Annotated in this window: 25 protein-coding genes; 15 read left to right on the plus strand and 10 right to left on the minus strand. The window is 48.9% G+C overall.

The window, feature by feature from the left end; genetic code table 11:
- The first annotated feature begins 260 nt into the window (after nt 1-260).
- The 9 genes from D3D03_RS12785 to D3D03_RS12825 all read left to right on the plus strand — a co-directional run bounded on the left by D3D03_RS12785 (nt 261) and on the right by D3D03_RS12825 (nt 10,019).
- Nucleotides 261-1,700, plus strand: coding sequence for an NAD-dependent succinate-semialdehyde dehydrogenase (locus D3D03_RS12785; protein ID WP_119923764.1), 1,440 nt, complete (start codon nt 261-263; stop codon nt 1,698-1,700).
- Nucleotides 1,697-3,322 carry an acetolactate synthase large subunit gene (locus D3D03_RS12790; protein ID WP_026834159.1) on the plus strand — a complete coding sequence of 542 codons (1,626 nt, stop codon included), beginning with the start codon at nt 1,697-1,699 and terminating at the stop codon, nt 3,320-3,322. The genes D3D03_RS12785 and D3D03_RS12790 overlap by 4 nt, the downstream gene beginning before the upstream one ends.
- Nucleotides 3,323-3,326: 4 nt before the next feature.
- A complete protein-coding gene (gene ytxJ, locus D3D03_RS12795; protein WP_026834160.1) occupies nt 3,327-3,653 on the plus strand; it encodes a bacillithiol system redox-active protein YtxJ in 327 nt (108 codons plus the stop codon).
- A gap of 229 nt (nt 3,654-3,882) precedes the next feature.
- Nucleotides 3,883-5,415 (plus strand): DHA2 family efflux MFS transporter permease subunit, encoded by a 1,533-nt coding sequence (locus D3D03_RS12800; protein WP_028107146.1) that lies wholly within the window; start codon nt 3,883-3,885, stop codon nt 5,413-5,415.
- Between the two features lie 134 nt (nt 5,416-5,549).
- Complete coding sequence (locus tag D3D03_RS12805) at nt 5,550-5,846, plus strand: metal-sensitive transcriptional regulator (protein ID WP_028107147.1); 297 nt, start codon at nt 5,550-5,552, stop codon at nt 5,844-5,846.
- Between the two features lie 12 nt (nt 5,847-5,858).
- A complete protein-coding gene (locus D3D03_RS12810) occupies nt 5,859-7,991 on the plus strand; it encodes a heavy metal translocating P-type ATPase (protein WP_119923765.1) in 2,133 nt (710 codons plus the stop codon).
- Nucleotides 7,988-8,194 (plus strand): cation transporter, encoded by a 207-nt coding sequence (locus tag D3D03_RS12815; RefSeq protein ID WP_119923766.1) that lies wholly within the window; start codon nt 7,988-7,990, stop codon nt 8,192-8,194. Before D3D03_RS12810 ends, D3D03_RS12815 begins: the two co-directional genes overlap by 4 nt.
- A gap of 86 nt (nt 8,195-8,280) precedes the next feature.
- Nucleotides 8,281-8,505 (plus strand): hypothetical protein, encoded by a 225-nt coding sequence (locus tag D3D03_RS12820; protein ID WP_026834165.1) that lies wholly within the window; start codon nt 8,281-8,283, stop codon nt 8,503-8,505.
- Between the two features lie 206 nt (nt 8,506-8,711).
- Nucleotides 8,712-10,019: a globin-coupled sensor protein gene (locus D3D03_RS12825; RefSeq protein WP_026834166.1), complete on the plus strand. Its 1,308-nt coding sequence runs from the start codon at nt 8,712-8,714 to the stop codon at nt 10,017-10,019.
- Nucleotides 10,020-10,093: 74 nt separating this feature from the next.
- On the opposite strand, the gene D3D03_RS12830 is transcribed toward D3D03_RS12825, so the two are convergent.
- Both D3D03_RS12830 and D3D03_RS12835 read right to left on the minus strand, forming a co-directional pair.
- Nucleotides 10,094-10,717 carry a class F sortase gene (locus tag D3D03_RS12830; protein ID WP_233550707.1) on the minus strand — a complete coding sequence of 208 codons (624 nt, stop codon included), beginning with the start codon at nt 10,715-10,717 and terminating at the stop codon, nt 10,094-10,096.
- Complete coding sequence (locus tag D3D03_RS12835; protein WP_026834168.1) at nt 10,677-11,474, minus strand: DUF4397 domain-containing protein; 798 nt, start codon at nt 11,472-11,474, stop codon at nt 10,677-10,679. Before D3D03_RS12835 ends, D3D03_RS12830 begins: the two co-directional genes overlap by 41 nt.
- A gap of 219 nt (nt 11,475-11,693) precedes the next feature.
- Here D3D03_RS12835 and D3D03_RS12840 point away from each other — a divergent pair, with 219 nt between their 5' ends.
- Both D3D03_RS12840 and D3D03_RS12845 read left to right on the plus strand, forming a co-directional pair.
- Nucleotides 11,694-12,152, plus strand: a complete 459-nt coding sequence (locus D3D03_RS12840) for an Lrp/AsnC family transcriptional regulator (RefSeq protein ID WP_119923768.1) — start codon at nt 11,694-11,696, stop codon at nt 12,150-12,152.
- A 3-nt stretch (nt 12,153-12,155) separates the two neighbouring features.
- Nucleotides 12,156-12,740, plus strand: a complete 585-nt coding sequence (locus D3D03_RS12845) for a LysE family translocator (protein WP_119923769.1) — start codon at nt 12,156-12,158, stop codon at nt 12,738-12,740.
- 45 nt (nt 12,741-12,785) lie between these two features.
- Here D3D03_RS12845 and speB read toward each other — a convergent pair whose 3' ends face one another.
- The 3 genes from speB to D3D03_RS12860 all read right to left on the minus strand — a co-directional run bounded on the left by speB (nt 12,786) and on the right by D3D03_RS12860 (nt 15,375).
- On the minus strand, nt 12,786-13,658 hold the full coding sequence (speB, locus tag D3D03_RS12850) for an agmatinase (protein WP_028107152.1): 873 nt from the start codon (nt 13,656-13,658) through the stop codon (nt 12,786-12,788).
- Between the two features lie 60 nt (nt 13,659-13,718).
- Entirely contained in the window at nt 13,719-14,558 is an 840-nt protein-coding gene (gene speE, locus D3D03_RS12855) for a polyamine aminopropyltransferase (protein WP_014969274.1), read from the minus strand.
- Between the two features lie 142 nt (nt 14,559-14,700).
- Nucleotides 14,701-15,375 carry an NAD(P)H-dependent oxidoreductase gene (locus D3D03_RS12860; protein ID WP_119923770.1) on the minus strand — a complete coding sequence of 225 codons (675 nt, stop codon included), beginning with the start codon at nt 15,373-15,375 and terminating at the stop codon, nt 14,701-14,703.
- A gap of 380 nt (nt 15,376-15,755) precedes the next feature.
- Here D3D03_RS12860 and D3D03_RS12865 point away from each other — a divergent pair, with 380 nt between their 5' ends.
- Together D3D03_RS12865 and D3D03_RS12870 are read left to right on the plus strand one after the other, a co-directional pair.
- Nucleotides 15,756-17,312 carry a BCCT family transporter gene (locus D3D03_RS12865; RefSeq protein ID WP_119923771.1) on the plus strand — a complete coding sequence of 519 codons (1,557 nt, stop codon included), beginning with the start codon at nt 15,756-15,758 and terminating at the stop codon, nt 17,310-17,312.
- Between the two features lie 78 nt (nt 17,313-17,390).
- Nucleotides 17,391-18,233, plus strand: a complete 843-nt coding sequence (locus D3D03_RS12870; RefSeq protein ID WP_233550708.1) for a metallophosphoesterase — start codon at nt 17,391-17,393, stop codon at nt 18,231-18,233.
- 99 nt (nt 18,234-18,332) lie between these two features.
- On the opposite strand, the gene D3D03_RS12875 is transcribed toward D3D03_RS12870, so the two are convergent.
- Nucleotides 18,333-18,827: a YwhD family protein gene (locus D3D03_RS12875; protein ID WP_119923773.1), complete on the minus strand. Its 495-nt coding sequence runs from the start codon at nt 18,825-18,827 to the stop codon at nt 18,333-18,335.
- Between the two features lie 70 nt (nt 18,828-18,897).
- Nucleotides 18,898-19,425: a hypothetical protein gene (locus D3D03_RS12880; protein ID WP_028107157.1), complete on the minus strand. Its 528-nt coding sequence runs from the start codon at nt 19,423-19,425 to the stop codon at nt 18,898-18,900.
- 168 nt (nt 19,426-19,593) lie between these two features.
- On the opposite strand from D3D03_RS12880, the gene D3D03_RS12885 reads away from it, so the two are divergent.
- Complete coding sequence (locus D3D03_RS12885; RefSeq protein ID WP_014969267.1) at nt 19,594-19,779, plus strand: 2-hydroxymuconate tautomerase; 186 nt, start codon at nt 19,594-19,596, stop codon at nt 19,777-19,779.
- A gap of 76 nt (nt 19,780-19,855) precedes the next feature.
- Nucleotides 19,856-20,485, plus strand: a complete 630-nt coding sequence (locus D3D03_RS12890) for an NAD(P)-dependent oxidoreductase (protein WP_119923774.1) — start codon at nt 19,856-19,858, stop codon at nt 20,483-20,485.
- A 95-nt stretch (nt 20,486-20,580) separates the two neighbouring features.
- Here D3D03_RS12890 and D3D03_RS12895 read toward each other — a convergent pair whose 3' ends face one another.
- The 3 genes from D3D03_RS12895 to D3D03_RS12905 all read right to left on the minus strand — a co-directional run bounded on the left by D3D03_RS12895 (nt 20,581) and on the right by D3D03_RS12905 (nt 24,036).
- The gene (locus D3D03_RS12895) at nt 20,581-21,759 is read right to left on the minus strand and encodes a NupC/NupG family nucleoside CNT transporter (protein ID WP_028107159.1); all 1,179 of its coding nucleotides are present in this window, start codon (nt 21,757-21,759) and stop codon (nt 20,581-20,583) included.
- A gap of 124 nt (nt 21,760-21,883) precedes the next feature.
- Nucleotides 21,884-22,735 carry a phosphotransferase family protein gene (locus tag D3D03_RS12900; RefSeq protein ID WP_119923775.1) on the minus strand — a complete coding sequence of 284 codons (852 nt, stop codon included), beginning with the start codon at nt 22,733-22,735 and terminating at the stop codon, nt 21,884-21,886.
- Entirely contained in the window at nt 22,732-24,036 is a 1,305-nt protein-coding gene (locus D3D03_RS12905) for an HD domain-containing protein (RefSeq protein ID WP_028107161.1), read from the minus strand. The genes D3D03_RS12900 and D3D03_RS12905 overlap by 4 nt, the downstream gene beginning before the upstream one ends.
- Between the last annotated feature and the right edge of the window lie 57 nt (nt 24,037-24,093).

A 24,093-nucleotide genomic window follows, 5' to 3' on the forward strand; every position in this document is an offset into this window, starting at 1 on the left:
AAATACCCTATCTTTATCTTATCAAACCCAGTTGGAATGTCAACGATTCAAGGTTGATTCCGTTACTTTACACAATTGCCGAATTTGATTTTTAAACAAAATTTTTCTAACAGAAATACATTACATTTACTGAATTATCCTACACTGTTTATCGGTCAATTTCTAGCCTTTTGCACAACCTTTTCCCGGAAAAATGAATCTTTTTTTCAATCTTCGGGTATATCCTTAACAATGCGAATAAAAAAGGGGGATTTTGTAAGATGGACGGACAGTTTTTGATTAATGGACAATGGCTCAATCATGAGCGGGAACGAACCGATGTCAAAAATCCGGCGACCGGGGAAGTCGTCGGCAGTGTACCGAACGGAACAAAGTCAGATGTCAACGATGCCGTCGAAGCCGCCCGGAAGGCTTTTCCGGAATGGTCGAAACGGAGCGTTTATGAACGCGCCGCCTTACTTGAAAAATTGTATGCGAAGATGCTTGAGAAAAAGGATGAATTGGCACGGCTGATGACACTCGAGATGGGAAAACCCCTCGCTGAGTCGGAAGGCGAAGTCGAGTATGCGGCGAACTTCGTCAAATGGTTTGCGGAAGAAGGAAAACGCGCCTACGGTCGGATCATTCCGTCACATGATACAAACAAACGACTGCACGTCATCAAACAGCCGGTCGGTGTCGTCGCTGCGATTACACCATGGAATTTCCCGGCGGCAATGATTACGCGGAAGTTGGCACCTGCACTCGTCGCCGGCTGTACGTTTGTCTTAAAACCACCAACGGCCACTCCGTTGACCGCACTCCGTCTGCTTGAGCTTTGTCAGGAAGTCGGCATTCCGGACGGCGTCGTCAATGCCGTGACGGGCAGCGGTAAAGACTTGGGGGAATCGCTTGCAACCCATCCCCACGTCGATAAGATCACCTTCACCGGTTCAACCGAAGTCGGCCGGACATTGATGGCTCAAGGTGCCGAGACGATCAAGGCGATGTCCCTCGAACTTGGCGGACATGCTCCGATCCTTGTATTTGATGACTGCGATTTGGATCTTGCTGTCGCTGAAACGATCAAATCGAAGTTCCGCAACGGCGGACAAACATGTGTCTGCGGGAACCGCATTTATGTATCCGATTCGATTTACGACGCTTTCGTCGAAAAACTAGGTCAGGAAACAGCTAAATTGAAAACCGGCAACGGACTCGACAGCGACACGAAAATAGGTCCGATGATCAACAAGTCCGGCTACGACAAAGTCAAAAAACATGTCGATGACGCCACATTAGCCGGTGCACGGATTGTAACCGGCGGAACAGGACAAACCGACGAGGATCAGGATGTCTACTATTATGAAGCAACGGTTCTTGCTGACGTCACTCCACAGATGCTGATCATGAACGAAGAAACGTTTGGTCCGGTCGCCCCCGTCCAACGGGTCAGTTCGGATGAAGAAGCCGTTCATTATGCCAATCAGACGCCGTTTGGTCTGGCGTCTTACGTCTTCACGAACAACTATGCCCGGGCATTCCGAGCCATCGAAAATCTCGATTATGGAATCGTCGGTTGGAATGACGGTGTTCCTTCGGCGGCTCAAGCGCCGTTTGGCGGCATGAAACAGTCCGGTGTCGGACGTGAAGGCGGTTCTGAAGGGCTTGAGGCTTATCTTGAAACGAAGTATGTCTCCATCGGCGGTCTCGACCAATGAACGCCGCTGAACGGTTCGTTGACTGTCTCGAAGCAGAAGGTGTGACACACATTTTCGGTGTGCCGGGGGAAGAAAATATTACGTTACTCGAAGCGATCAGTAAATCAGACATCACCTTCGTGACGACACGTCATGAAACAAACGCGGCATTCATGGCCTCGATGTTCGGCCGATTGAGCGGACGCCCCGGCGTCTGCCTCTCGACGCTTGGACCCGGTGCAACGAATATGATGACCGGTATCGCCAGTGCGACGATGGATCATTCTCCGGTCGTCGCGATTACCGGACAAGGGGCAACGTGGCGGCAGCATAAAGCCTCGCATCAGATGTTCGATCTAGTTGAGATGTACCAGCCGATCACAAAATCCAGTACATCGATCTCTTCCGGTGAAGTCATTTCAGAAGTCGTCCGCCAGGCGTTTGCTCAAGCTGCTTCCGAAAAACCGGGCGCGACACATATCTCCTTCCCGGAAGACATTGCCAAAGCTGACGTCGATGCCAAAACTCCTTTGCTTGTGGATAGTGCTCCAACGTATCTGCATCCGACCTCGGTCAAGGACAGTGCCGTCTTGCGTCAGATTGAACAAGCGGAAAAACCTGTCGTGATTGCGGGATTCGGAATTAATCGGAGCGGAGCGACGGATGCCTTTCGTCACTTCGTCGAACGTTTAGGTGTCCCCGTTGTCGAGACGATGATGGGAAAAGGAACGATTGCGTCCGACCACGAGCTCGCTGCTCATACGATCGGTCTGCCGAACGCTGATTATAATCAACGCATCATCGACCAAAGCGATTTAATCCTCGCGATTGGTTATGACATTACGGAACTGCCGCCGTCGAAATGGAACCCGAACCGGACACCGGTCCTCCACATCGATACGAATCAACATGAGGTGGACCAGTATTATCCGGTCGTCGCCAATTTGATTGGTTCTTTGCCGGATACGTTACGGTTACTTGCCGACGACGTGCCGAATCGTGCCTGGTCCGGGTGGCAACAAGACCGTGATCGATTACGCAAGGAAATTCAGGCACCCTACTCGATGGCACTGCCGCTTCATCCGCAAAGCATCGTCCGGGAACTGGAACAGGCGACCGGTTCGGACGGGATGGTCTTTTCCGATGTCGGCGCGCACAAAGTTTGGCTCGGACGGCATTTTCAAACGACACGCCCGAATCAACTGTTCATTTCGAACGGCTTTTCCTCGATGGGATACGGGTTATCAAGTGCCATCGCCGCGAAACTACTTTATCCGGACCGGCGTGTCCTCTGTGCGTCAGGTGACGGGGCCTTTTTAATGAACGGTCAGGATCTTGAGACGGCTGTTCGGCTGAAGTTGCCGATCGTCGTCATCATCTGGCGCGACGGGACGTATGGACTGATCGAATGGAAACAACAGCAAGCGTACGGACGGGCCCCTTATATCGAATTCGACAATCCGGACCTCGTGCAACTCGCTGTCGCCTTTGGCGCACTTGGTCTGCGTGTCGGAGAACACGGCACACTTTCCGCTTGTCTCGAGCAAGCTTTCTTGAGTGACGGACCCGTTTTAATTGACTGTCCGGTCGATTACAGGGAGAATCTGAAGTTAAGTGACCGTTTACGAACTTATGGAGGATGATAGAATGACACAGCTTAGAAAATTACAATCGCTTTCCGATTTTGATCAATTTGTTTCAGAACATACGACATTCGTCATCTGTAAACACAGTACAACCTGCCCGATCAGTTCGGCTGGTTTTTCCGAGTACACGAAGTATGCTGATACGACATCCGTTCCGACTGCTTACTTGTTGGTTCAGGAAGCACGGACCTTGTCGAATCACATCGCAGAACATTACAATGTCCGGCATGAGTCGCCGCAAGTGCTGTTTATTCAGGACGGACGCGCCGTTTGGACGACATCGCATTACGACATTACGATGGATGCCCTGCAGACACACGTCGGATAATAACGTCTATTTTATTAAAGCGTCACTCCTTTTGTTTTCGACAAAGCAAAAGGAGTGACGCTTTTTTATATGAAACGATCCCTCCTAACGATTCATCTTGTTTACAAAAAATAAAATTATCTTTCTTAGCTATTAATATTTGTAATTCAAGTTAAATCAGATTAAGATAGACAACAGATAGAACGACCGTATAGAAATGTGTACTGCCAGTTCATTAAGGAGGAAACCCATGCAACATGAAAAATCTGCTTCCGCTCGTCCCCCCTATGGCATCATTGCCGTACTGATGATCGGTGCCTTTATTGCTTTTTTAAACAACACGTTACTTAACATCGCCCTTCCTTCCATCATGAAGGATTTGAACATTGAAACCTCGACCGTTCAGTGGTTGTCGACGGGTTTCATGCTCGTTAACGGGATTTTAATCCCGACTTCCGCTTTCCTGATTCAAAAATTCTCGGTCCGCCGCCTGTTTCTGCTGGCGATGACCTTGTTCTCGCTCGGGACGATTCTTGCCGGCTTTGCGGATGCCTTCCCGGTCCTGCTCGCCGGTCGGATGATTCAGGCTTCTGGATCTGCCATCATGATGCCTCTGTTGATGAACGTCATGCTCGTCAGTTTCCCGATCGAAAAACGCGGCACCGCGATGGGCTTCTTCGGTCTCATCATGATGGGTGCACCGGCCATCGGTCCGACACTATCCGGCTGGATCATCGAGCATTACGATTGGCGGATGTTGTTCCATTTCATCACGCCGATCGCCTTGATTGTTCTAGTGACCGGATTCGTCTTACTCCGTGACGTCAAAGAACGATCCAATGCCAAGCTCGACTTTACGTCGGTCGTCTTGTCTTCCTTCGGATTCGGAGGTCTGTTGTACGGCTTCAGTTCTGCCGGTTCTAAGGGATGGGACAGTCTCCATGTCATCTTGGCCTTGATCATCGGAGTTGTCGCCCTCGTCACGTTCATCCTGCGTCAATTGAAGATGGAACGTCCGATGCTCAACTTTAAAATTTACCGGTATCCGATGTTCGCCCTGTCGTCAGTCATCTCGATGGTCGTGACGATCGCGATGTTCTCCGGGATGCTGCTCTTACCGATCTACGTTCAGACGATTCGCGGTATCTCTCCCCTCGATGCCGGTCTGATGTTACTGCCGGGAGCCATCTTGATGGCTGTCATGTCGCCGATCAACGGAAAACTGTTTGATAAGATTGGCGGACGTCCGCTGGCGATTACCGGATTGTTCATCACGGTCGTCACGAGTTACTACTTCAGTCAGCTTGAGATGGATACGACGTATACGCATTTGATCATCCTGTATTCTCTCCGGATGTTCGGAATGTCGATGGTCATGATGCCGGTTTCGACTAACGGACTGAACCAGTTGCCTACCCGTTACTACCCGCACGGGACAGCGATGAACAATACGTTACAGCAAGTCTCCGGTGCAATCGGAACAGCTCTGCTCGTCACGATCATGTCGACCCATGCGAAGACACGCGGGACAGAACTCGCGCAGGAAGCGGCGAAAAACATGACGAGTCAACCGACTGCCGAGGCTGCTGCTGCTATGAAACAGCAAATCGTCATGCAGGCGACGCTCGACGGCATCAACTATGCCTTCTTCATCTCGACGTTTATCGCCGGTCTTGCGTTTGTGCTCTCGTTCTTCATCAAACGAGCGACACAAGCCGAAGATATCATCAGCAACCGGTCGTTGAATGAACAAATCGTCAAACCGCAAGTCTCAAATCAGTAAATCAATTAGTTCTTACGACCGCTTTATCCTTTTGGATGAAGCGGTTTTTTTATGTTGAATCTTTATACTGGTACCCCCCATACCTATATGGTATAGTCGAACCAGACAAAGAAGCCAAAAGGAGGTGCCCTCTCATGGCGCATGATCACCCGCTTGTTCCCCGCTCATCCGAGGAACAAGATGCCTTAACGAAACGCTTAAAACGGATTGAAGGTCAAGTCCGCGGCATTGCCAACATGGTCGCGGAAGACCGCTACTGCATTGATATCTTGACCCAAACCGCATCGATTCAGGCCGCACTCCGGCAAGTCGAGCTGCAGATCATCGAACGTCACGTCAAGATGTGTATGCACGATGCTGCAACGGGTAACGAGGACACGGATGTGTATGTCGATGAACTGATGGCCGTCATCGCGCGTCTCAAGAAGTAAGGAGGGATCCAGATGTCGAAAACGATTGAACTCAACATCGAAGGCATGACCTGTGCTGCCTGCTCCGCACGGATTGAAAAGGTCTTAAATCGGATGGACGGTGTCGAAGCGACGGTCAACCTGCCGCTTGAGACTGCTCGAATTGCTGTTCCGGACGACATGGAAGAGCAGACGATCCTCGATAAGATAAAAAAAGTCGGCTACAGCGCCACGCTTAAGACGACTCCGCACGAACAGGTTCAAAACCGCCGGATGCTCTACCGCTTTTGGATCGCCGCCTTGTTGTCTTTGCCGTTGTTGCTCAGCATGGTGTCACACATCCCGAATAGTCTGGTCCATTTGCCATTCCTGATGAATCCGTGGCTCCAGTTCACGCTGGCGACACCGGTCCAGTTCATCATCGGTGCTCCGTTCTATATCGGAGCCTATAAGAGCCTGCGCAGCGGAAGCGCCAATATGGATGTCCTCGTGGCACTTGGGACATCGGCTGCCTACTTTTATTCGGTCGCGGAAATGCTGATCCATCCGGCGATGCCGAATCTCTATTTTGAGACCAGCGCCGTGTTGATCACACTTGTCCTTCTTGGAAAAGTCCTCGAGGACCGTGCCAAACAACAAACGACGGGTGCCATTAAAAGTCTTCTTTCCTTACAGGCGACCGATGCGGTTGTCCTGGAACAAGGCGTCGAACGGACCGTCCCGATGGATCAGATCCAAACCGGAATGCAGCTCGTCGTAAAACCGGGACAAAAAATTCCGGTGGACGGAATGATTGTATCCGGTGATGCTTATCTCGACGAATCGATGTTGACCGGTGAACCGCTTCCGGTCCATAAAACGAACAACGACGCCGTCATCGGAGGCACATTAAACACGAACGGACATCTCGTGATTGAAGCGACAAAAGTTGGTCAGGAGACGATGCTTGCGAACATCATCCGCGTCGTCGAACAAGCGCAGACGGAAAAAGCGCCGATTCAGCGGCAGGCTGACCGGATTTCCGGTGTCTTCGTTCCGATTGTCGTCGCCATCGCCTTGCTGACGTTAGCGGTCTGGTGGTGGACGACCGGTTCGTTCGCGGAAGCCATTCGTCCGGCAATCGCCGTGCTTGTCATCGCCTGTCCGTGTGCCCTTGGACTTGCGACACCAACTTCCATCATGGTCGGAACGGGCAAAGGAGCCGAACATGGTGTGTTATTTAAAGGTGGTGCGCAACTCGAGTCGTTACAGCATGTCGACGCCGTTGTCTTTGATAAGACGGGAACGTTGACAGTTGGTCGGCCTGTCGTCGTCAAGACATTTGGTCAGGAGGAAGCCCTTGATTTTGCGGCAGCACTTGAGAAAAAATCGGAACACCCGCTTGCGCATGCGATTACGGAGGAACGGGATGTCGTCTTTGACATCAACCGCTTCACCGTTGATGCCGGACGAGGTGTCAGCGGAGTGATTTTAGGGCGTGACGTGATCGTCGGATCGGCACGCATGATGCGGGAACGTAATCTTGCTCTCCCTGACTGGTCGGCTGCCGGCGCTACATTCGTGTATGTCGCAGTTGATCAGGAAATCAAAGCCGGATACGCCATCCGGGATGAACTGAAACCTACCACCAAGCAGGTCATTCAAGAACTGCAACAAACAAAAGCAGTCTACCTGTTGACCGGGGACCGGCAGGAAGTCGCGGACCAGCTGGCAGTCGAACTTGGTATTCCGCAAAATCACGTCTTCGCTGATGTGTTACCGGTTGAAAAAGCCGACCACGTCAAAGCATTGCAGGCAACAGGACGACGGGTCGCCATGGTCGGGGACGGCATCAATGACGCGCCGGCACTGGCGACGGCAGACGTCGGGATTGCGCTTGGCAGCGGGACAGACGTCGCACTCGAAGCGGCAGACGTCACGTTACTTGGACACGACCTGCAGCAAGTCGTCACCGCCATTCGACTCAGTGAACAGACGATGAAAAACATTCGGCAAAATCTGGTCTTCGCCCTCGGATACAACACAATCGGGATTCCGATTGCCTGTCTCGGCCTCCTCGCCCCTTGGGTCGCAGGTGCCGCCATGGCATTCAGCTCTGTTTCCGTCGTCACAAATGCGTTACGCTTAAAACGTATTCCATTATCTAAAGGAGGACATCTATCATGAAAGAAACAACCATCCCTGTTATCGGTATGACATGTAATCACTGTAAAGCGAGTGTCGAATCGGCACTAAATGAGTTGGACGGTGTAACCAACGCAACGGTTTCACTTGCGGACAACACGGTCACGGTGACACACGAAGACGTCACGACAGAACGTCTTGTCGACGCCATTGAAGAAATCGGATACGACGTTCCATCCGCTTAAATATTTTGCGCCAAACTGTCTGAAACACGCAGTTTGGCTTTTTTATTTTGAAAAAAACGGGAATGGTTCTACAAGGAGGGGTTCGTATGGTACCGAAAATCGAATTCGTAGAACACTTCGATGACAACAAAGGAAAACGATTTAAAATCGAACTTTGGAATCTCGGAACCTTCACATTCAGCGCTGAGTCAGCCAAAGGACCTGTCACCCGCTTTACGTCGATCGACATTCAGTTCGTTCAAGGTTGTGTCAGCCGGATGCGGACAATCGTCGACGCCAAAAAAGCCTTTCAAGAGGATCAACCTGTCTAATTATTGTTTGACACATATAGCACGTACCCTTCATTTCAGAAGAGGTCATTTCACTCATGGTCCAAGACCGTGAGTTTTTTTGTTTCAGGTCAATGTTTTATCAGCCAGAACTAAATTTTATAGAAAACGATTATCGGATTTCCAGAAACAGCCGATAACAAACAAGACACTAAAAATCTTAATTCCAAGAAAATCGGGGGCAAATCGTGCGCAATCCATTTAAAACTAAATCATCGACGTCGACCTATCAGGCGACAATCGGATTTCCAGACAAACGACTTATTACGAAAACAAGTGATCCGAGCTTAACAGGACGCTTAGAATACATGGGCTACACGGAAGAACACCTGCAAACCTTAAAAGCGATGGCACCTGTCGTCAACAGCATCTTGGATGAAGTCCTCGAGCAAGTACTCGATCATTTGCTTCTGCATCCAGAGATGGTCCAGATTGCTCAAAACTCATCGACACGGGAACGGCTCAAAAAAGTGTTTGCTGACTACTTCGGCAGTTTATTGACCGGTAACATGGATGATAAGTTCTTGGCGATGCGGACCCGCATGGGGAAAACGCATAACCGCAACTTCGTCCCGGTGACCTGGTTCATCGCGTCTTACGCAGCGTTTAATACATTGTTGATTCCGAAAATCGTTGAGCATTTCCAACACGATCCGGCTCAGTTGTCGAATGCCATTTTAGCGCTCAACCACGCGATGAATCTCGATGCGCAAATCGTGACGAGTCAATATGTGGATGCCCGTTTACATGAAGTCAGTGCGGCAAACGAATCACGGAGCCGTTTGTTACAAGACGTCGTGCGTGTCAGCCAGGAAGTCGCAAGTACTGTCGAACAGACGGAAGGTGCGATCTCGGAAACGAGTCGTCGCGCGACACAAATCTTATCTGAAACCGATCAAACGGAAAAGACAAGCCGCAATCTGGTCGGATTGACATCAGAAAATGAAACGCAGATGGAAAAAATGGAGCAACAATTCGTCCAATCGACGGAACAAGTCAGCACGTCGTTGACGAGCATTCAGCAACTGAAAACGACGTCGGATGAAATCGTCAAGATGACACAAGGAATTGAAGACATCGCGAATCAGACGAACTTGCTTGCCTTGAATGCGTCGATTGAAGCCGCCCGGGCCGGTGAACACGGGAAAGGTTTCTCTGTCGTTGCGATCGAAGTCCGCAACTTGGCGGAAAACGCGAAGTTACTCAGCAGCAGCATCAATACATTAATTCAAAAAAACAACGGCAACATCAACGAGTTGGTGTCACAGATGGAGGACATCACGCGTTCGAACTCCGCTTCCCGCAATGAGTTGCAACAAGTGAAAGTCGGGATCCACACCGTTAAAAAAGAGATGGAAAACTACTTAGACATGTTCGGACGTAATAAAAATGATTTAAGTCAAATCGTCCAAACGATCCAAGGCATCAGTCAAACGACACAAGGGTTGTCTGCTTTAACAACGGATCTCGTCGCGGCTTCTGAAGTCAACGCCTAATTCCGCCGGAAATCGTTTTTCCAATCCGTTTTGACTAAACAAAAGGACCAATCCGTTATGGATTGGTCCTTTTGTTATTTCTCCTGTTCCGCCGTCACGACCAATCGTTCATCGTACCCTTTCGATTGGGTGAACGTTCCGATACAAGTAATCAAGGTTAAACGTTGTGCAAGTGTCGCACCAAAAATCGATCCGACCGGTGCTTGATCAACGGGATAAGACTTCACGTTTGTCACCACGTATGAGACTTTCTCACCCGTTTTTGAAATTACTTCAATCCGCTGCCCCTGCTTGACCTTCGCTAAATCATAAAAAACTGCCGGTCCATCCGTATCATCTAAATGACCCGCCAAAATGACATTGCCGGTCTGGTTGGCTTTCGCCCCATACTGGTACCATCCGACTTGATCCGTCTGTTTTGGTACGTCCATTCGCCCTTTCGTATCCTTCCCGACGACTTCTACTTTTGTATCCACGTCGATGGTCGGAATACGTAAACGTGCCGGAACAAATGGTTCCGTCTGTTTCTCAGTTGATTTTGGCTTCGGTTGCTCAACGACAGGTGATGCCGGTTCCTCTGACTGTGGTACGGACGGAGCAGCCGGTTTCTCTGCTCCTCCACACCCAGCGAGCATCACGGTACAGAATAAAAGGAGATTACGCGTTTTCTTTACGACGGACGACATAGGCTGTCCCAACAAGTGCTGCTCCAGCAAGTGCTACGAGTGCCCAAGTTGTTGCCATTGAAGAGTTTTCCGTTGTTCCGCCGAGACCAGTGTCCGGCATTGCGGCCATTTCACCGCCATCTGGAATCAAGAGGACGTCGAAGGCTGGTTCTCCTTCAAGTAAACCAATTGCAAGTGCTGTATAGTTTTTGCCACTGTCGAGCTTGATACCATCTAGTGCTTTGACGACATCTGTCGCACCGGCTGGGCGTACTTCAAGATCATACGTGCCGGCATCCAGTGTGCCGTAATCTGAGACTTTCGAGAATTCAAGGTCGCTGAAGAGTGGATCTCCACCTTTTGGAGCGACGTCAACTGCTGGTGCATCCGGTGCAAAGTGAGCGACACGGACCATTGATTTGCCATCTTCCCCTTTGCCGTTATCTTCCATAACAGCAAGTTTGATGTCTGCTAATTTACCGATTGCCGCAACAGAATAGAATTTTCCCGCTTCGATGTTGAGTGTTTGAGAAAGTACAGGATCTTTTGTTGTACCTGCTGCGAAGACTTCTACTTTATGTTCTCCTTCTGGGAGAGTGAGATAATCTGTGACTGCTTTAAACTCCGCTCCTGACACGGCTTTTTTGCCGTCGACAGCGATGTCAACTGCTGGAGCATCCGGCGAAGCATGAATTACACGTACCATTGCCTGATGGTCCGCTGCGCCTACTGGGAGCACAAAAAGTGCGAATAGCAGAGCAGCTGTAACGAAAGATAAAATCTTTTTCATCTTTTTTTCCACCTCTCATGTCATAATGTATTCCGCTCTCAAACCAACATTTCGTTTTACACTTAGAACATTTCCCTTGTGGTGACATCTTAAACTTAAAGTAAATCACAACCTCTGTAAATGTTTGAGTGTGCTTTTTTTTCAAAAATTGCATATTGCGATTTTATTTTAAATGAAATAAATTATAATTAAAAACAATAGAAAAGAAGGTTTTTAATTATGAATTCATTGGATATGAAGATAATTAAGTTACTTATGCAAGATGCCCGAATGAAGTGGTCGACTCTTGCAAAGCACATCGGCTTATCGGCTCCCGCAACAGCTGACCGCGTCAACCGTTTACAAGAACAAGGGATGATTCGTCGGTTCGAGACTGTTCTCGATCCTGCGCGGCTTGGCTACGATCTTGGCGCATTCGTTGCCGTTTCCCTGGAACGCCCCGAACACCGTGATCCTTTTTTACAACGGATTCAGGAGTTGCCGCATATCCTTGAATGCCATCATGTCGCAGGAGAAGATGATTATCTGCTGAAAATCCGGTGCCGCAATACCGAAGAATTAGACGATATCATCACGAACCAGATCAAAAGCCTGCACGGCATCTCCCGGACGAAAACGACGATTATCATGCGGACATTAAAAGAATCGACGGCTTTACCGCTGCTTCCGGAGGATTGATCCATGGTAATGAACGGTTTGCTGATTGGCTTCGCCATCGCAGCTCCGGTTGGACCAATCGGGTTACTCTGTATCCAACGGACACTTCAGTTCGGTAGACGTTTCGGATTCGTTTCCGGTTTAGGGGCCGCCACAGCGGATTTAATTTATGGACTGATCGCTTTATCCGGCTTATCACTGATCCAGCTGTTTGTGACACATACCGTTCCGCTTCAATTCGTCGGCAGTCTGTTTCTCTGTTACTTCGGCGTGAAAACACTTAAGCAGACACACGCGGTTCCGTTATCGAGGCCAACTACCTCATTAGCAGTAGCATATGGATCGACCTTACTGCTCACGTTGATGAATCCGATGACGATTCTTGCCTTTTTAGCCATTCTCGCCCGTTTTCAGGAGACAGCAGTATCGCCACTCAGCTTACTGCTTGGTATTTTTCTTGGTTCAGCCAGTTGGTGGCTGTTTTTAAGCCAACTGATGCATCTCGTCAAAAAACAAATTTCTCCTGCTCTCTCCCGCTCCATTCAATACTTGTCGGCTTTCTTGTTGCTGGGTTTTGGTGGATACGGATTGTATGAACTTCTGATATGACGAAAAAAGGTCAGATTCCGCAAAACGGATCTGACCTTTTCGTTTTTACTTGATAAACCCAATCATCATTTCACGTAAGACCTTGGCAGCCGCGATCGCTGTCATGTCAGACTGATCATACGCCGGACAGACCTCAACCAAATCGGCTCCAATGACGTCGACATCCGCACGTGCAATCATATGAACGACTTCAAGTAATTCTTTTGTCGTCACACCGCCGATTTCCTGCGTCCCGGTTCCGGGTGCCGCCGAAGGATCGAGCACATCGATATCGATCGTCACGTAAACCTTTTTACCAGCAAGCTTCGGTAAAACGGCTTTTAACGGTTCGACGATTTCGTATTTAAACAAGTTGTAACCGGACGTCTTCGCCCATTCAAACTCTTCTTTCATCCCTGAACGAATGCCGAACGAATAACAGTTTTCCGGTCCGATCAAGTTCGCGATTTTTTTGAGTGGTGTCGAGTGCGACAACGGCTCTCCTTCATACGAATCGCGTAAGTCCGTATGTGCATCAAAGTGCAGGACAACAAAATCATCATAATGTTTGTCGAAGGCTTTGACGACCGGCCATGTGACGAGGTGTTCGCCTCCCATACCGAGCGGGAACTTTCCTGCCGTCAACAACGAATCGACGTATTCTTCGATCATGTCGAGTGACTTTTGGGCATTGCCGAACGGTAACGGAATGTCGCCGGCATCAAACAATTTTGCATCGGCGATATCGCCGTCAAGATACGGACTGTACTCTTCCAGTCCAAGCGACACTTCACGGATCCGGGCTGGACCAAATCGTGAACCGGGACGGAAACTGACCGTCCAGTCCATCGGCATACCGTACAATACACCTTTTGCATCTTCGTGAGTCGGTTGACTCGCGATAAACACTTTACCTGAATAAGCTTCATCAAAACGCATCATTATTCCTCCAGTCATAGAAAGGAGTGCCCCTAAAAACGGAACACTCCTGACGTACAATTAAATCGTTAAATCTTTGACGAACTTCGGTAGCGCGAATGCTGCTGTGTGAAGTTCCGGTGTATAGTACTTCGTTTCGATCTCGTGGAAACGCTCTGGTGCGACAGCGAGAGGATCATGTTTTTTCGATCCAATCGTGAATGTCCACAGACCGCTCGGGTAAGTCGGAACGTTGGCAATGTAGAGTTTCGTGATTGGGAAGATTTCTTTGACATCGCGTTGGACATCACGGATCAAGTCTGGTGTGAACCATGGGTTATCCGACTGTGCGACGAAGATACCGTCTTCTTTTAATGCTTTTGAGATTCCTGAGTAGAAACCTTTTGTAAACAGGTTAACGGCAGGACCAACAGGTTCTGTCGAGTCAACCATGATGACATCATATTCATTGACTGCTTCTGCGATATGCATGAAGCCGTCTCCCACGATGACTTCAACACGTGCGTCGTCGAGACCACCTGCGATGTTTGGTAGATATTTCTTCGAGTATTCGATGACTTTTCCGTCGATTTCAACAAGAACAGCCTTTTCGACTGATGGGTGTTTTAACACTTCGCGGATGACGCCACCGTCTCCTCCACCAACAACCAGAACCGATTTTGGATTCGGGTGTGTGAACAGTGGAACGTGTGCGACCATTTCGTGATATACAAACTCATCTCGATCTGTCGTCATGACCATTCCGTCAAGCAACAACATCGTACCGAACTCGTCCGTCTCAACCATCTCCAGGCGTTGAAACTCCGTTTGTTCGCTCTCATAAACGTGGTTGACACGGAATGTGATACCGTAATCTTCCGTTTGGTGTTCCGTGAACCATAACTTTAATTTTTGTTCCATTTGCGATAGAACCCCTTTCTTTCATCAAGACAAAAGTTGTTCGTATGCGAGTGGCGTTTACGGCGCTTCTTAATCATACAAATGCGAGTATACCGGACTTTGAAAGAAACTTCTATATAATTCGAAAATTTTCAACCGTTTTTTAGTCGACGAATGTGACGATTTCATCCAGAGACCGCCGTTGTTTTTCACGTTTTGGCTCGTCCGACCGATAACCGAAGGCGACCATGACCGGGACGGTAAAAACAGATCGATCCAGTAAATCATGCTGTTCCAAAAGGTGTTCGACCGCCTGCTGATCAAATCCTTCGATTGGACAGGAATCAATCCCGATTTGTGCTGCCGTCGACATCATGTTTCCGAGCGCAATGTAAGCCTGTTTTGCTGACCAATCTGCCATCGCTTTTTCATTGCGACCAATCTGAAAGTCTTCTTCGAGGAACAAGCCATATCGTTTCGTCCGACCGGCTTTGGCTTCGTCTGATAAACCGAGCACATCCATCATATGTTGCACATGTGCCCCATCCGGTTGCATCTGTTCCCCTGTCCGGGCGAGGAAGATGACATAATGGCTCGCGGTCGGCAGTTGACCTTGCGCCCCCCACGAGACGTTCCGGATTTCTTTGCGGAGCGCTTCGTTTTGAATGACAAGCAGATTCCACGGCTCATAGCCAAATGAGCTTGGTGAAAGACGTGCCGTCTCCAAAATAAATGAAAAATCTTCTGCTGTTATTTTTTTCGTTGGATCAAATGACTTGGTTGCATGGCGGAACTGAAATGCTTCTAAAATCTGTTGTTTCGTTTGCTCGTGATGCATGGTTGATTCCTCCTAATGATGTGATGACTACTTGATACGATATCAAACCCCTTTCGGCACGTCTGTTATTTTGCTTCGTTGATGTGTGTTACAAAAAAGCAGAAGCGGGAAATAATAAATATTCCTGTTATTTTCGCCCTTAACAACAGGAAGCCTGAACCGCTCCATCAAGGGATTCCCACTGAAAATACTCCATGTCATTGAAGCCCTTCCACTTTTAGTCATTACCCATTGTGATTTGCCAGTTACCTCCAAAGTTTGTTACGGTAAGAACTTGCGTGATAAGGTTTTGTTTTTAAAGAACGCGGGAATTATTAATGTCGTTGTCTAAAAAGAACACAAAACTCACATGTAAAATTCGAAAGAAGGTGTTGAACACGATGGAAAATAAACGAAAAAGTAAGATCACGAACGTCTTTATTGTATCCGTCATTTTCTGTGTGCTCTTTACCATATGGGGAATCTTGCCTGAATCACTCATTGGTGCCGCAAATCTTGGCAATGTTACTGGAATCGCTCAAAACTTTGTCTCAAACGGCTTCGGCTGGCTTTATCTCATTGGGATGAGTGCCTTTTTATTAATTGCTATCTTCTTAATTTTTTCCCGTTTCGGTTCAATCCGACTCGGTAAAGACTCGGACCGTCCGGAGTACGGACTCATTTCCTGGTTCGCGATGTTATTCAGCGCCGGTATGGGGATTGGTCTTGTGTTCTGGGGTGTTTCGGAACCACTGACTCACTTCCATACGCCACCGGTCGCGACAAGCGATCCAACGGAAGCTGCTCCGCTCGCCATGCGCTACTCGTTCTTCCACTGGGGTCTTCATCCGTGGGCGCTTTATGCGATCGTTGGTCTTGCCATCGCCTACTCGACGTTCCGTAAAGGACGTCCGGCAACAATCGGCGACACGGTCGCCTCGCTGATGAAACCGAAGTACGAAGCAGCAGGTAAAGGAACGGTTGAAGTACTCGCCATCGTTGCCACTGCGTTTGGTGTCGCGACATCACTTGGTCTCGGTGCTCAACAAATTTCCGGGGGGCTTCATTTCCTCGTCGATAGTATTCCGAACTCATTCTTGACGCAATTGATCATCATCTTGGTCGTATCGGTCCTCTATATGATGAGTGCTGCTTCCGGTCTCGATAAAGGAATCGTTCGTTTAAGTAACGCCAACATCGTCCTCGCGACACTCTTGATGGTCGGAGTTCTGTTCCTCGGACCGTTCAGTTTCATCATGGATTTGTTTGTCCAAACGACAGGCGCTTACTTGCAAAACCTGCCTGTCATGAGTTTCCGGGCATCAGCCTTTAATCCGGATGAACGCGGCTGGATTAATGCGTGGACAATTTTCTACTGGGCGTGGTGGATCTCTTGGTCACCATTCGTCGGAACGTTTATCGCCCGGGTTTCAAAAGGACGGACAATCCGTGAGTTCGTTCTTGGTATTATGCTCGTGCCAACGATTTTCGGTTTGCTGTGGTTCTCCGTTTTCGGTGGATCTGCGATCTGGAACGAATTGTTCAACAACGTTGATCTCATTTCGACGGTCAACGACAAAGGTGTCGAAACCGGCATGTTCGCCTTGTTCGAGACGTTTGGTGGTCTCGGAACGTTCCTCAGCATCATTGCCGTCTTCTTGATCACAACATTCTTCATCACGTCTGCCGACTCGGCAACTTACGTCCTCGGGATGTTGTCTTCCGGTGGTAGCTTGATGCCAAGTCTGCGTATCAAATTGACATGGGGAATCATCCAGTCATCCATCGCTGCCGTTCTCCTGTATGCCGGCGGGCTCAGTGCCTTGCAGGCAGCAGCCGTTCTCGCGGCCTTCCCGTTCATCTTTGTCGTCGGGATGATGGTGATCGCCCTGTTCATGGATCTTTCCAATGAACCGGATGCTGCGAAAGCAACAGACGATTTGAAAAAAGAAGCGTAACTGTAGTCAGACCCTGTCTCCCTCATGCGGAAGACAGGGTCTTTTTGGTATGCTGAAGATAAGAAAAGAGGTGGGGACTTGCGTCTCAAAAAAAAATGGTTCATTCCACTCGGGATTCTTGCTCTCAGCAGTTGGTTTTTGTACCGGGAAAACAATCAAATCGACACGACGGCAGTAACCGTTCAATCGGATAAACTGCCTGCCGCGTTTGACGACTATAAAATCTTGCAGATTGCCGACTTGCACGGGAAATCGTTTGGTTCCCGTCAGAAGTATCTTTTGAAAAAAATTAATAAGCTCCAGCCCGATCTCATTTTAATGACGGGTGACTTGATCGATTCCCGACGTGACGGTGAAGCAGATGCTCTTCTGCTGATGGAAAAATTGGCGGCAGACTACCCTGTCTACTTTGTCACCGGCAATCACGAAGTCCGGCGTAATTTCACGATTTTGCCGAAGCTTGAACAGCTCGGCGTAACGGTTCTGCGAAATACATCCGTTCCGCTTGAGCAGGAAGGACAATTCATTGAATTGCTCGGAATCGACGATCCGACGACGACCCGCTGGAGTGAAGGGTTGCAAGAGCCGGACGGAATCCGTCAAAGTCTCGATCAAGCCCAGTCAGCAGTCGACACCAGCGCCTTCCAACTGTTGATGGCGCACCGCCCGGAATACTTGCCGCTGTATGCCGAACGAAACATGGACCTCGTCCTGTCCGGACATGCTCACGGCGGACAAATCCGGCTTCCGTTGACTGACGGGATGTATGCACCGGGTCAAGGATTTTTCCCGGAGCTGACAGCGGGACAACATACCATCGAGCAGACAAAGATGATCATCAGCCGCGGACTTGGCAACAGTCTGTTCCCGTTCCGGATTTTCAATCACCCCGAGCTGATTGTCGTGACATTACGCACGTGATCCATCAAAAGGGGCAGACTGAAAAAAGACAAGGGTGGCAGATTATCATTCTGCCACCCTTGTCTTTGGAGAGACTGACTTTTGAGTCAGCCCCTTATTTTAAGCCAATGCTTCATGTAATTCCGGCTCTGCATTCTCCCACATCTCCGGTTTGTGTGTTTGCAGGAATTCACGCAACAATCGTTTCGATATCTCATCCATATGACTGACGACGATCCGACCTTTTAACGATTTGTCCATCTTGTTGACATGATCCGCCAAAATCTTAAAGCCGCGTCTCGCTTCGACATCGACTAACAGGTCACACGCTGCGACGCCGCCGTAATAAAAGCCTTCCGGTTTCCGACCGACCGTCACCCAGACGATCCAGTACGGTTTCCCGTTTGGTGTATCCGCTTTGTCCGTCGTGAACTTAATCCGTTTTTCGATTGCCGCTTTGGCATGCATGGCGCCCATATCGATATAAGCTTCACCATCTTCCGGTGAGATGATGACTGGTGACATGCTGTTTAGGCTCAACGTTCCGACACCAAATCCACCGTGTCCGTCTGTTGAGTTATCTGAAATGATATTAAAGTTAATTTTCTTTTCCATCGTTTACTCGTCCCCTTTTACCGCTGTTGCTTCTATCATACCGCATCCAACAGTCGGCGCAAGTCTTCGTTTATCGTCTCAGCGTCTCCAGCTGGTCACGTGTGACACGACGAATCGTCGGTAAGCGATGACACTCAAGGGAAGTCAGCTCTTCGTGGGCGGGAGGATTCAGCTCTTCCAACTGCACTAAGGCTTGATCATACAGCGTTTGCGCACCGCGTCCAAACAAGATGACCCGCTCGAGTGACGAACATCTTGAGCGGATGGCCCGCAATTGTTTGGCCAGCTCCCGAACGCGCTCCGAAATTTCTTCTTCAATTTCCGGCGTTGGTTTCCGATTTTGAAAAATCGGCTTAAATCGGACATCATCACGTAACAATGTCAGCATCCCGTATCGTTTCGCTTCCTCGTTGCCGACAAGTACAGCCAGTTCCTTGTCCGTCACGAGCCGTCCAAACGGAATGTTTTGTCCGAACAACACTTCCGCGACCTCGAGACCTTTTGCCCCTGACAGGGGGTACGTATCATCTTCTGGTAAAGCGCGGTCAAAAATCAGTAGCGTATGGATTTTTTTACGAATCACCGGTTCCATCTCCATGCCTTCACCTCATCCTCATCATTTGTTAGTGTAAGTACTTCTTGCTTACGACAGGCTACTCCTGTCTTATACCCTTCTTTTTCGATTTCCATGTGCGGTTTGACGCAACCCGGGTGACGTACGGTATACTGATGGCGTGTTGAACTTATGCCAGAAGGAGGAATAGAAATGCCTTACGTTACAGTCAAAATGTTAGCCGGACGCACGGTTGAACAAAAACGTGCTTTGATCGAAAAAGTCACAGCAGCTGTGTCTGAGTCAGTTGATGCACCAAAAGAAAACGTTACTGTCTTCATCGAAGAGATGGAGAAAACCGATTATGGTCAAGCTGGCGTGATGTTCGCTGATAAATAAACACTTTTCAGGAGGAACGATTCTACCGTATCGTTCCTCCTGTTCCATATACTTACCGGAGAAAGGATGAATTATCATGGCAACATTCAGCTTACTCGGCGCAACCGGGAGAACGGGACGACCATTACTCGACTTACTGCTGCAAGAAGGACACGAGGTGCACGCACTCGTTCGTTCTGAGCAACACGGTTTGCCTGATCATCCCCATCTGACAGTCATCCAGGGGGATGCCACCGACGTCGATGATCTCGAACGTGTCGTTCAAGGGACCTCGGCTGTCTTCAGCTGTCTCGGGACCGATCAAAAACAAATTCTTTCGGTAGCGATTCCCCACCTCGTTACAAAAATGAAAGAACAACAGATTGACCGCATCATCTTTGTCGGTACGGCAGGCATTCTGGATGCTTCCGATGAACCCGGCAAGTACCGGTTCCAGTCGAGCGAATCCCGTCGTCGTTCAACTGTCGCGGCCGAAGATCATCTGAAAGCGTATCTGACGCTGAAAGATGCCGACGTCGATTACACCGTCATCTGCCCGACACAACTCGTCGAAGAAGAGGCAATCGAGGACGTGTTGATTGAATCCAACCGTTTTACGCAAGACACCGGTCCGATTCCACGGATCAATGTCGCCCGCTTTGCGTATGAAGTCTATACGGAAGATCTTTTCCACCGGGAACGGGTCGGGATTGCTTCGCGCGGTTAAAGCAATGAATATGAACAACAACAAAAAAGAAGGACCTGATTTTAAAAATCAGGTCCTTCTTTGATTGAGCGACCGGATCGTCACCCCAATTTAAATTACAGTAACACGCTGACGACGATTGCCGTCAAGACGCTGACCAGTGTTGCTCCGTAGAGTAACTTCAGACCAAAGCTTGCTGCGACACTACCTTGACGATCGTCAAGTCCTTTGACCGCACCAGCAATGATTCCGATTGAAGAGAAGTTCGCGAACGAAATCAAGAAGACGGAAACGATTCCGAGTGTCCGCTCTGAGAATTCTTTTGCGTATTCAGGCAAGCTGAGCATCGCGACGAATTCGTTTGTGATCAATTTCGTTGCCATGATACTACCTGCACTGACCGCTTCGGCCCATGGAATCCCCATGATGAAGGCGAACGGTGCGAAGATGTAACCAAGGATGTCTTGGAATGAGATGCCGAGTACCATCAAGAAGATGTCATTGACCATTCCGATCAAGGCATTGTATCCGATCAACATCGCTCCGACGATGATCGCAACTTTGAATCCGTCCATGATGTATTCGCCGAGCATTTCGAAGAACGTTTGTTTTTCTTCAACGATTTCCAAAATATCTTCTTTTGGATCAACCGTATACGGATTGATGATCGAAACGATCATGAATCCACCAAACAGGTTCAAGACGATGGCTGTGACGACATATTTCGGTTCAACCATTGTCATGTACGCTCCGACGATTGACATCGACACCGTCGACATCGCGGACGCACATAACGTATACAGACGGTTCGGCGGTAATTTACCGATTTGTTTTTTAACCGTGATGAAAACTTCTGACTGACCGATTGCAGCTGACGCTACGGCATTGTATGACTCAAGTTGTCCCATGCCGTTGATTTTCGAGAGAACTAAGCCGATCCCACGCATGAGAAGCGGTAAAATTTTCGTGAACTGTAAAATCCCGATCAAAGCCGAGATGAAAACGATTGGTAACAGGACGTTGATGAAGAATGGTTGTGACCCTTCGTTCGCTAATCCGCCGAAGACGAAGTTGATACCGATTGCTGCATAACTGAGCAATTTATCAAAGACTTGGGCAATCCCTTTAATGATGATAAAACCGAACGACGTATTCAACAGGATGAATCCAAGAACAAGCTGAAGCACTAGCATGACCGCAAGCGGTTTCAATTTGATGCCTTTACGGTTGCTACTGACAAGGAATGCCAAGCCGAACACGACGACAAGTCCAAGTATTGCGATTAAATATTTCACGAACTATCCCTCAATCCATAGTGTATTTTATCAGTTGTACATAAGTACGAGGTCTGACGTTCAATCTCTTTCCCAAGTACTAGAATAATCAACATTCGGAAGAACTGCAAGGGGTAAAGTTCATTTAGTAACCGCTTTCGTCATTTTCATAAACTTTCAATACAATGTTTTCCATCCGTTCCCGAACATTGGCCCGACTGATGTTCGCCTTCCCATATGCTTTCCAACCGGGATACACATCGATTGTCTCAGGTTCAAAATCAAAAACAGCTGTTAAATCCCACTTTCGGTCATACGAAAATCCGCTCCACTCGATATATTCAGCTAAAAACTGCTCTGCTGCCTCGAGTGATTCGAGCAGCGCCAGATTTAATCGGCAATGGGCGACGTCGACTTCGACCGGACCCACACAGGCATTGATCCAATCGACTACGTTATACTTTTCAGCTGATTCGTATAACACATTGACCGGATGGAAATCACGGTGAATGAACCGGATCTGCCGACTCTCTGCCGGCGGTTCTGCTACAGCTCGTTGCCATACTTCAGTTTGTTTCGCCCAAGACGGAACCATTCGTTGCGTCGCATACGGAGCATACTGATACCGGCGTTCCGGGACCGGCAGTTGATGAATCCTCACTAACGTCTTCGCCAGTTGTCTGAGATAGGACCGATCGAGCGGCTCGAGTCGAACGGTTCCCGGCAGATGCGTCATTTGGATCCATGGCGGAATGTCGCCCTCCTGCGTCAATTGATAATTCTCAACATCCGGTCCAAGATGACCTGCGGCCTGTAACGCAAAAACCTCGTGCGCGACGAGGTCCGGTTCCTGCTTGAGCCATGCAGCGTTTGTATGAATTCGAAAGACACTCTCCCCCGCTCGAAACACATGCGAGGAAGTGGCGCCTTTTAACGGTTCAATCAGTTCTTGCTCCAACCCGACACGCCGTAAAATGGTCGCGATGATGTCGTTCATGACTCTTCTCCAAGTAACAATTGGTCGATTTGCATCTTCTCATTCGCAAATTCGCGTAAGTCGTGCAAGATTTCTTGGGGATAAAACAGCTTCTCGTCCGTCTGACGCGAATTGGCAATCGCTTGAACAAGAGGCGAGACTTGAGAAATCTCTTTCATCTGACCGCTTTTCATCTGGAGCATGATCGGTTGTTTACTGATTTCTCCATTGTCCCCGTACAAGTCATACGGCAGGCGGCTGAGCTTGTCTTCGAGCAGATAATAGGTTGGATCAAGACCAATCTGTTCAAATAAGGAACAGAGTTTTTTATGAACACGCGCCCGTTTATCAGCCGGGTAATCGACATATTTAAATAATTTCCGGTCGACGAACCGACGTGCCAGATCGCTTAATACCACGTCTTCCTCCTCCGCCCACTGTTGGAAGTAGAAGTAGACGATTGTCTCGTCGAGCGCCAAATAGTTTTTTAAGGACATCTGTTGTGTAAAGAGTGGACTTAAATGAATCGGATCAATCGCAAATTCGTAATCGCCCGTATACAGTTCTTTGGCCCGTTCCAGAATCGCTTTTAATAAATAATCACTCGATCGCGTGACGGGATGGAGATAGACTTGCCAGTACATCTGATACCGCCGCATGATGTAATCTTCAATCGAGTGCATGCCGGACTGCTTGACGACCATCTGATTCGGTGCCGGACGCAGGACACGCAGCATCCGTTCGAGGTCAAACTTCCCGTAACTGACACCGGCGAAGTGCGCATCCCGCAACAGGTAGTCCATCCGGTCAACATCGAGCTGGGAACTGATCATCGTCACGAGCAATTGGTTCGGGTGGGTTTTATTGATGATCGACGCCACTTCTTCCGCAAACCCTTCACCGACTTGATCCAAAACCTGCTTGATTTCTGTATCCCCCAAGATGATCCGTTCCGTCCATTCCTCATGATCGACGCCAAAGACGTTCTCAAAGGCATGGGAAAAGGGTCCGTGTCCAACGTCGTGCAGCAGTGCTGCGACAAGCGTCAATTCACGGTACTGATCGTCCCAGTCGGCACGACCGTTAAAGACGTCAATCAATTGCCGCGTAATCTCATATACGCCGAGCGAATGGTGGAAACGGGTGTGCTCGGCTCCATGGAACGTCAAAAACGATGTTCCGAGTTGTTTGATCCGGCGCAAGCGCTGAAATTCCTTTGTTCCGATCAATTGCCAGATCAATTGGTCACTGACGTAGATGTAACGATGAACGGGATCCTTAAATACCTTTGTTTCTTTTAATTGCCCCAGTGACTGATACATACGCTCTCTCCTTTTAATGGTTCGTTCTCTATCGTTCTATTTCGGTCTGAAACGGTT

This window comes from Exiguobacterium sp. RIT452 (assembly GCF_003598705.1).
Classification (GTDB): Bacteria; Bacillota; Bacilli; order Exiguobacteriales; family Exiguobacteriaceae; genus Exiguobacterium_A; species Exiguobacterium_A undae.

Bases quoted from the DNA above. Each gene is read 5' to 3' on its own strand.
- D3D03_RS12815 (WP_119923766.1), top strand. From the start codon at position 7,988: ATGAAAGAAACAACCATCCCTGTTATCGGTATGACATGTAATCACTGT.
- D3D03_RS12820 (WP_026834165.1), top strand. From the start codon at position 8,281: ATGGTACCGAAAATCGAATTCGTAGAACACTTCGATGACAACAAAGGA.
- D3D03_RS12800 (WP_028107146.1), top strand. From the start codon at position 3,883: ATGCAACATGAAAAATCTGCTTCCGCTCGTCCCCCCTATGGCATCATT.
- D3D03_RS12835 (WP_026834168.1), bottom strand. From the start codon at position 11,474: ATGAAAAAGATTTTATCTTTCGTTACAGCTGCTCTGCTATTCGCACTT.
- D3D03_RS12785 (WP_119923764.1), top strand. From the start codon at position 261: ATGGACGGACAGTTTTTGATTAATGGACAATGGCTCAATCATGAGCGG.
- ytxJ (WP_026834160.1), top strand. From the start codon at position 3,327: ATGACACAGCTTAGAAAATTACAATCGCTTTCCGATTTTGATCAATTT.
- D3D03_RS12805 (WP_028107147.1), top strand. From the start codon at position 5,550: ATGGCGCATGATCACCCGCTTGTTCCCCGCTCATCCGAGGAACAAGAT.
- D3D03_RS12885 (WP_014969267.1), top strand. From the start codon at position 19,594: ATGCCTTACGTTACAGTCAAAATGTTAGCCGGACGCACGGTTGAACAA.
- D3D03_RS12875 (WP_119923773.1), bottom strand. From the start codon at position 18,827: ATGGAAAAGAAAATTAACTTTAATATCATTTCAGATAACTCAACAGAC.
- D3D03_RS12900 (WP_119923775.1), bottom strand. From the start codon at position 22,735: ATGAACGACATCATCGCGACCATTTTACGGCGTGTCGGGTTGGAGCAA.
- D3D03_RS12890 (WP_119923774.1), top strand. From the start codon at position 19,856: ATGGCAACATTCAGCTTACTCGGCGCAACCGGGAGAACGGGACGACCA.
- D3D03_RS12845 (WP_119923769.1), top strand. From the start codon at position 12,156: ATGGTAATGAACGGTTTGCTGATTGGCTTCGCCATCGCAGCTCCGGTT.
- speB (WP_028107152.1), bottom strand. From the start codon at position 13,658: ATGCGTTTTGATGAAGCTTATTCAGGTAAAGTGTTTATCGCGAGTCAA.
- D3D03_RS12860 (WP_119923770.1), bottom strand. From the start codon at position 15,375: ATGCATCACGAGCAAACGAAACAACAGATTTTAGAAGCATTTCAGTTC.
- speE (WP_014969274.1), bottom strand. From the start codon at position 14,558: ATGGAACAAAAATTAAAGTTATGGTTCACGGAACACCAAACGGAAGAT.
- D3D03_RS12840 (WP_119923768.1), top strand. From the start codon at position 11,694: ATGAATTCATTGGATATGAAGATAATTAAGTTACTTATGCAAGATGCC.
- D3D03_RS12810 (WP_119923765.1), top strand. From the start codon at position 5,859: ATGTCGAAAACGATTGAACTCAACATCGAAGGCATGACCTGTGCTGCC.
- D3D03_RS12880 (WP_028107157.1), bottom strand. From the start codon at position 19,425: ATGGAGATGGAACCGGTGATTCGTAAAAAAATCCATACGCTACTGATT.
- D3D03_RS12905 (WP_028107161.1), bottom strand. From the start codon at position 24,036: ATGTATCAGTCACTGGGGCAATTAAAAGAAACAAAGGTATTTAAGGAT.
- D3D03_RS12790 (WP_026834159.1), top strand. From the start codon at position 1,697: ATGAACGCCGCTGAACGGTTCGTTGACTGTCTCGAAGCAGAAGGTGTG.
- D3D03_RS12865 (WP_119923771.1), top strand. From the start codon at position 15,756: ATGGAAAATAAACGAAAAAGTAAGATCACGAACGTCTTTATTGTATCC.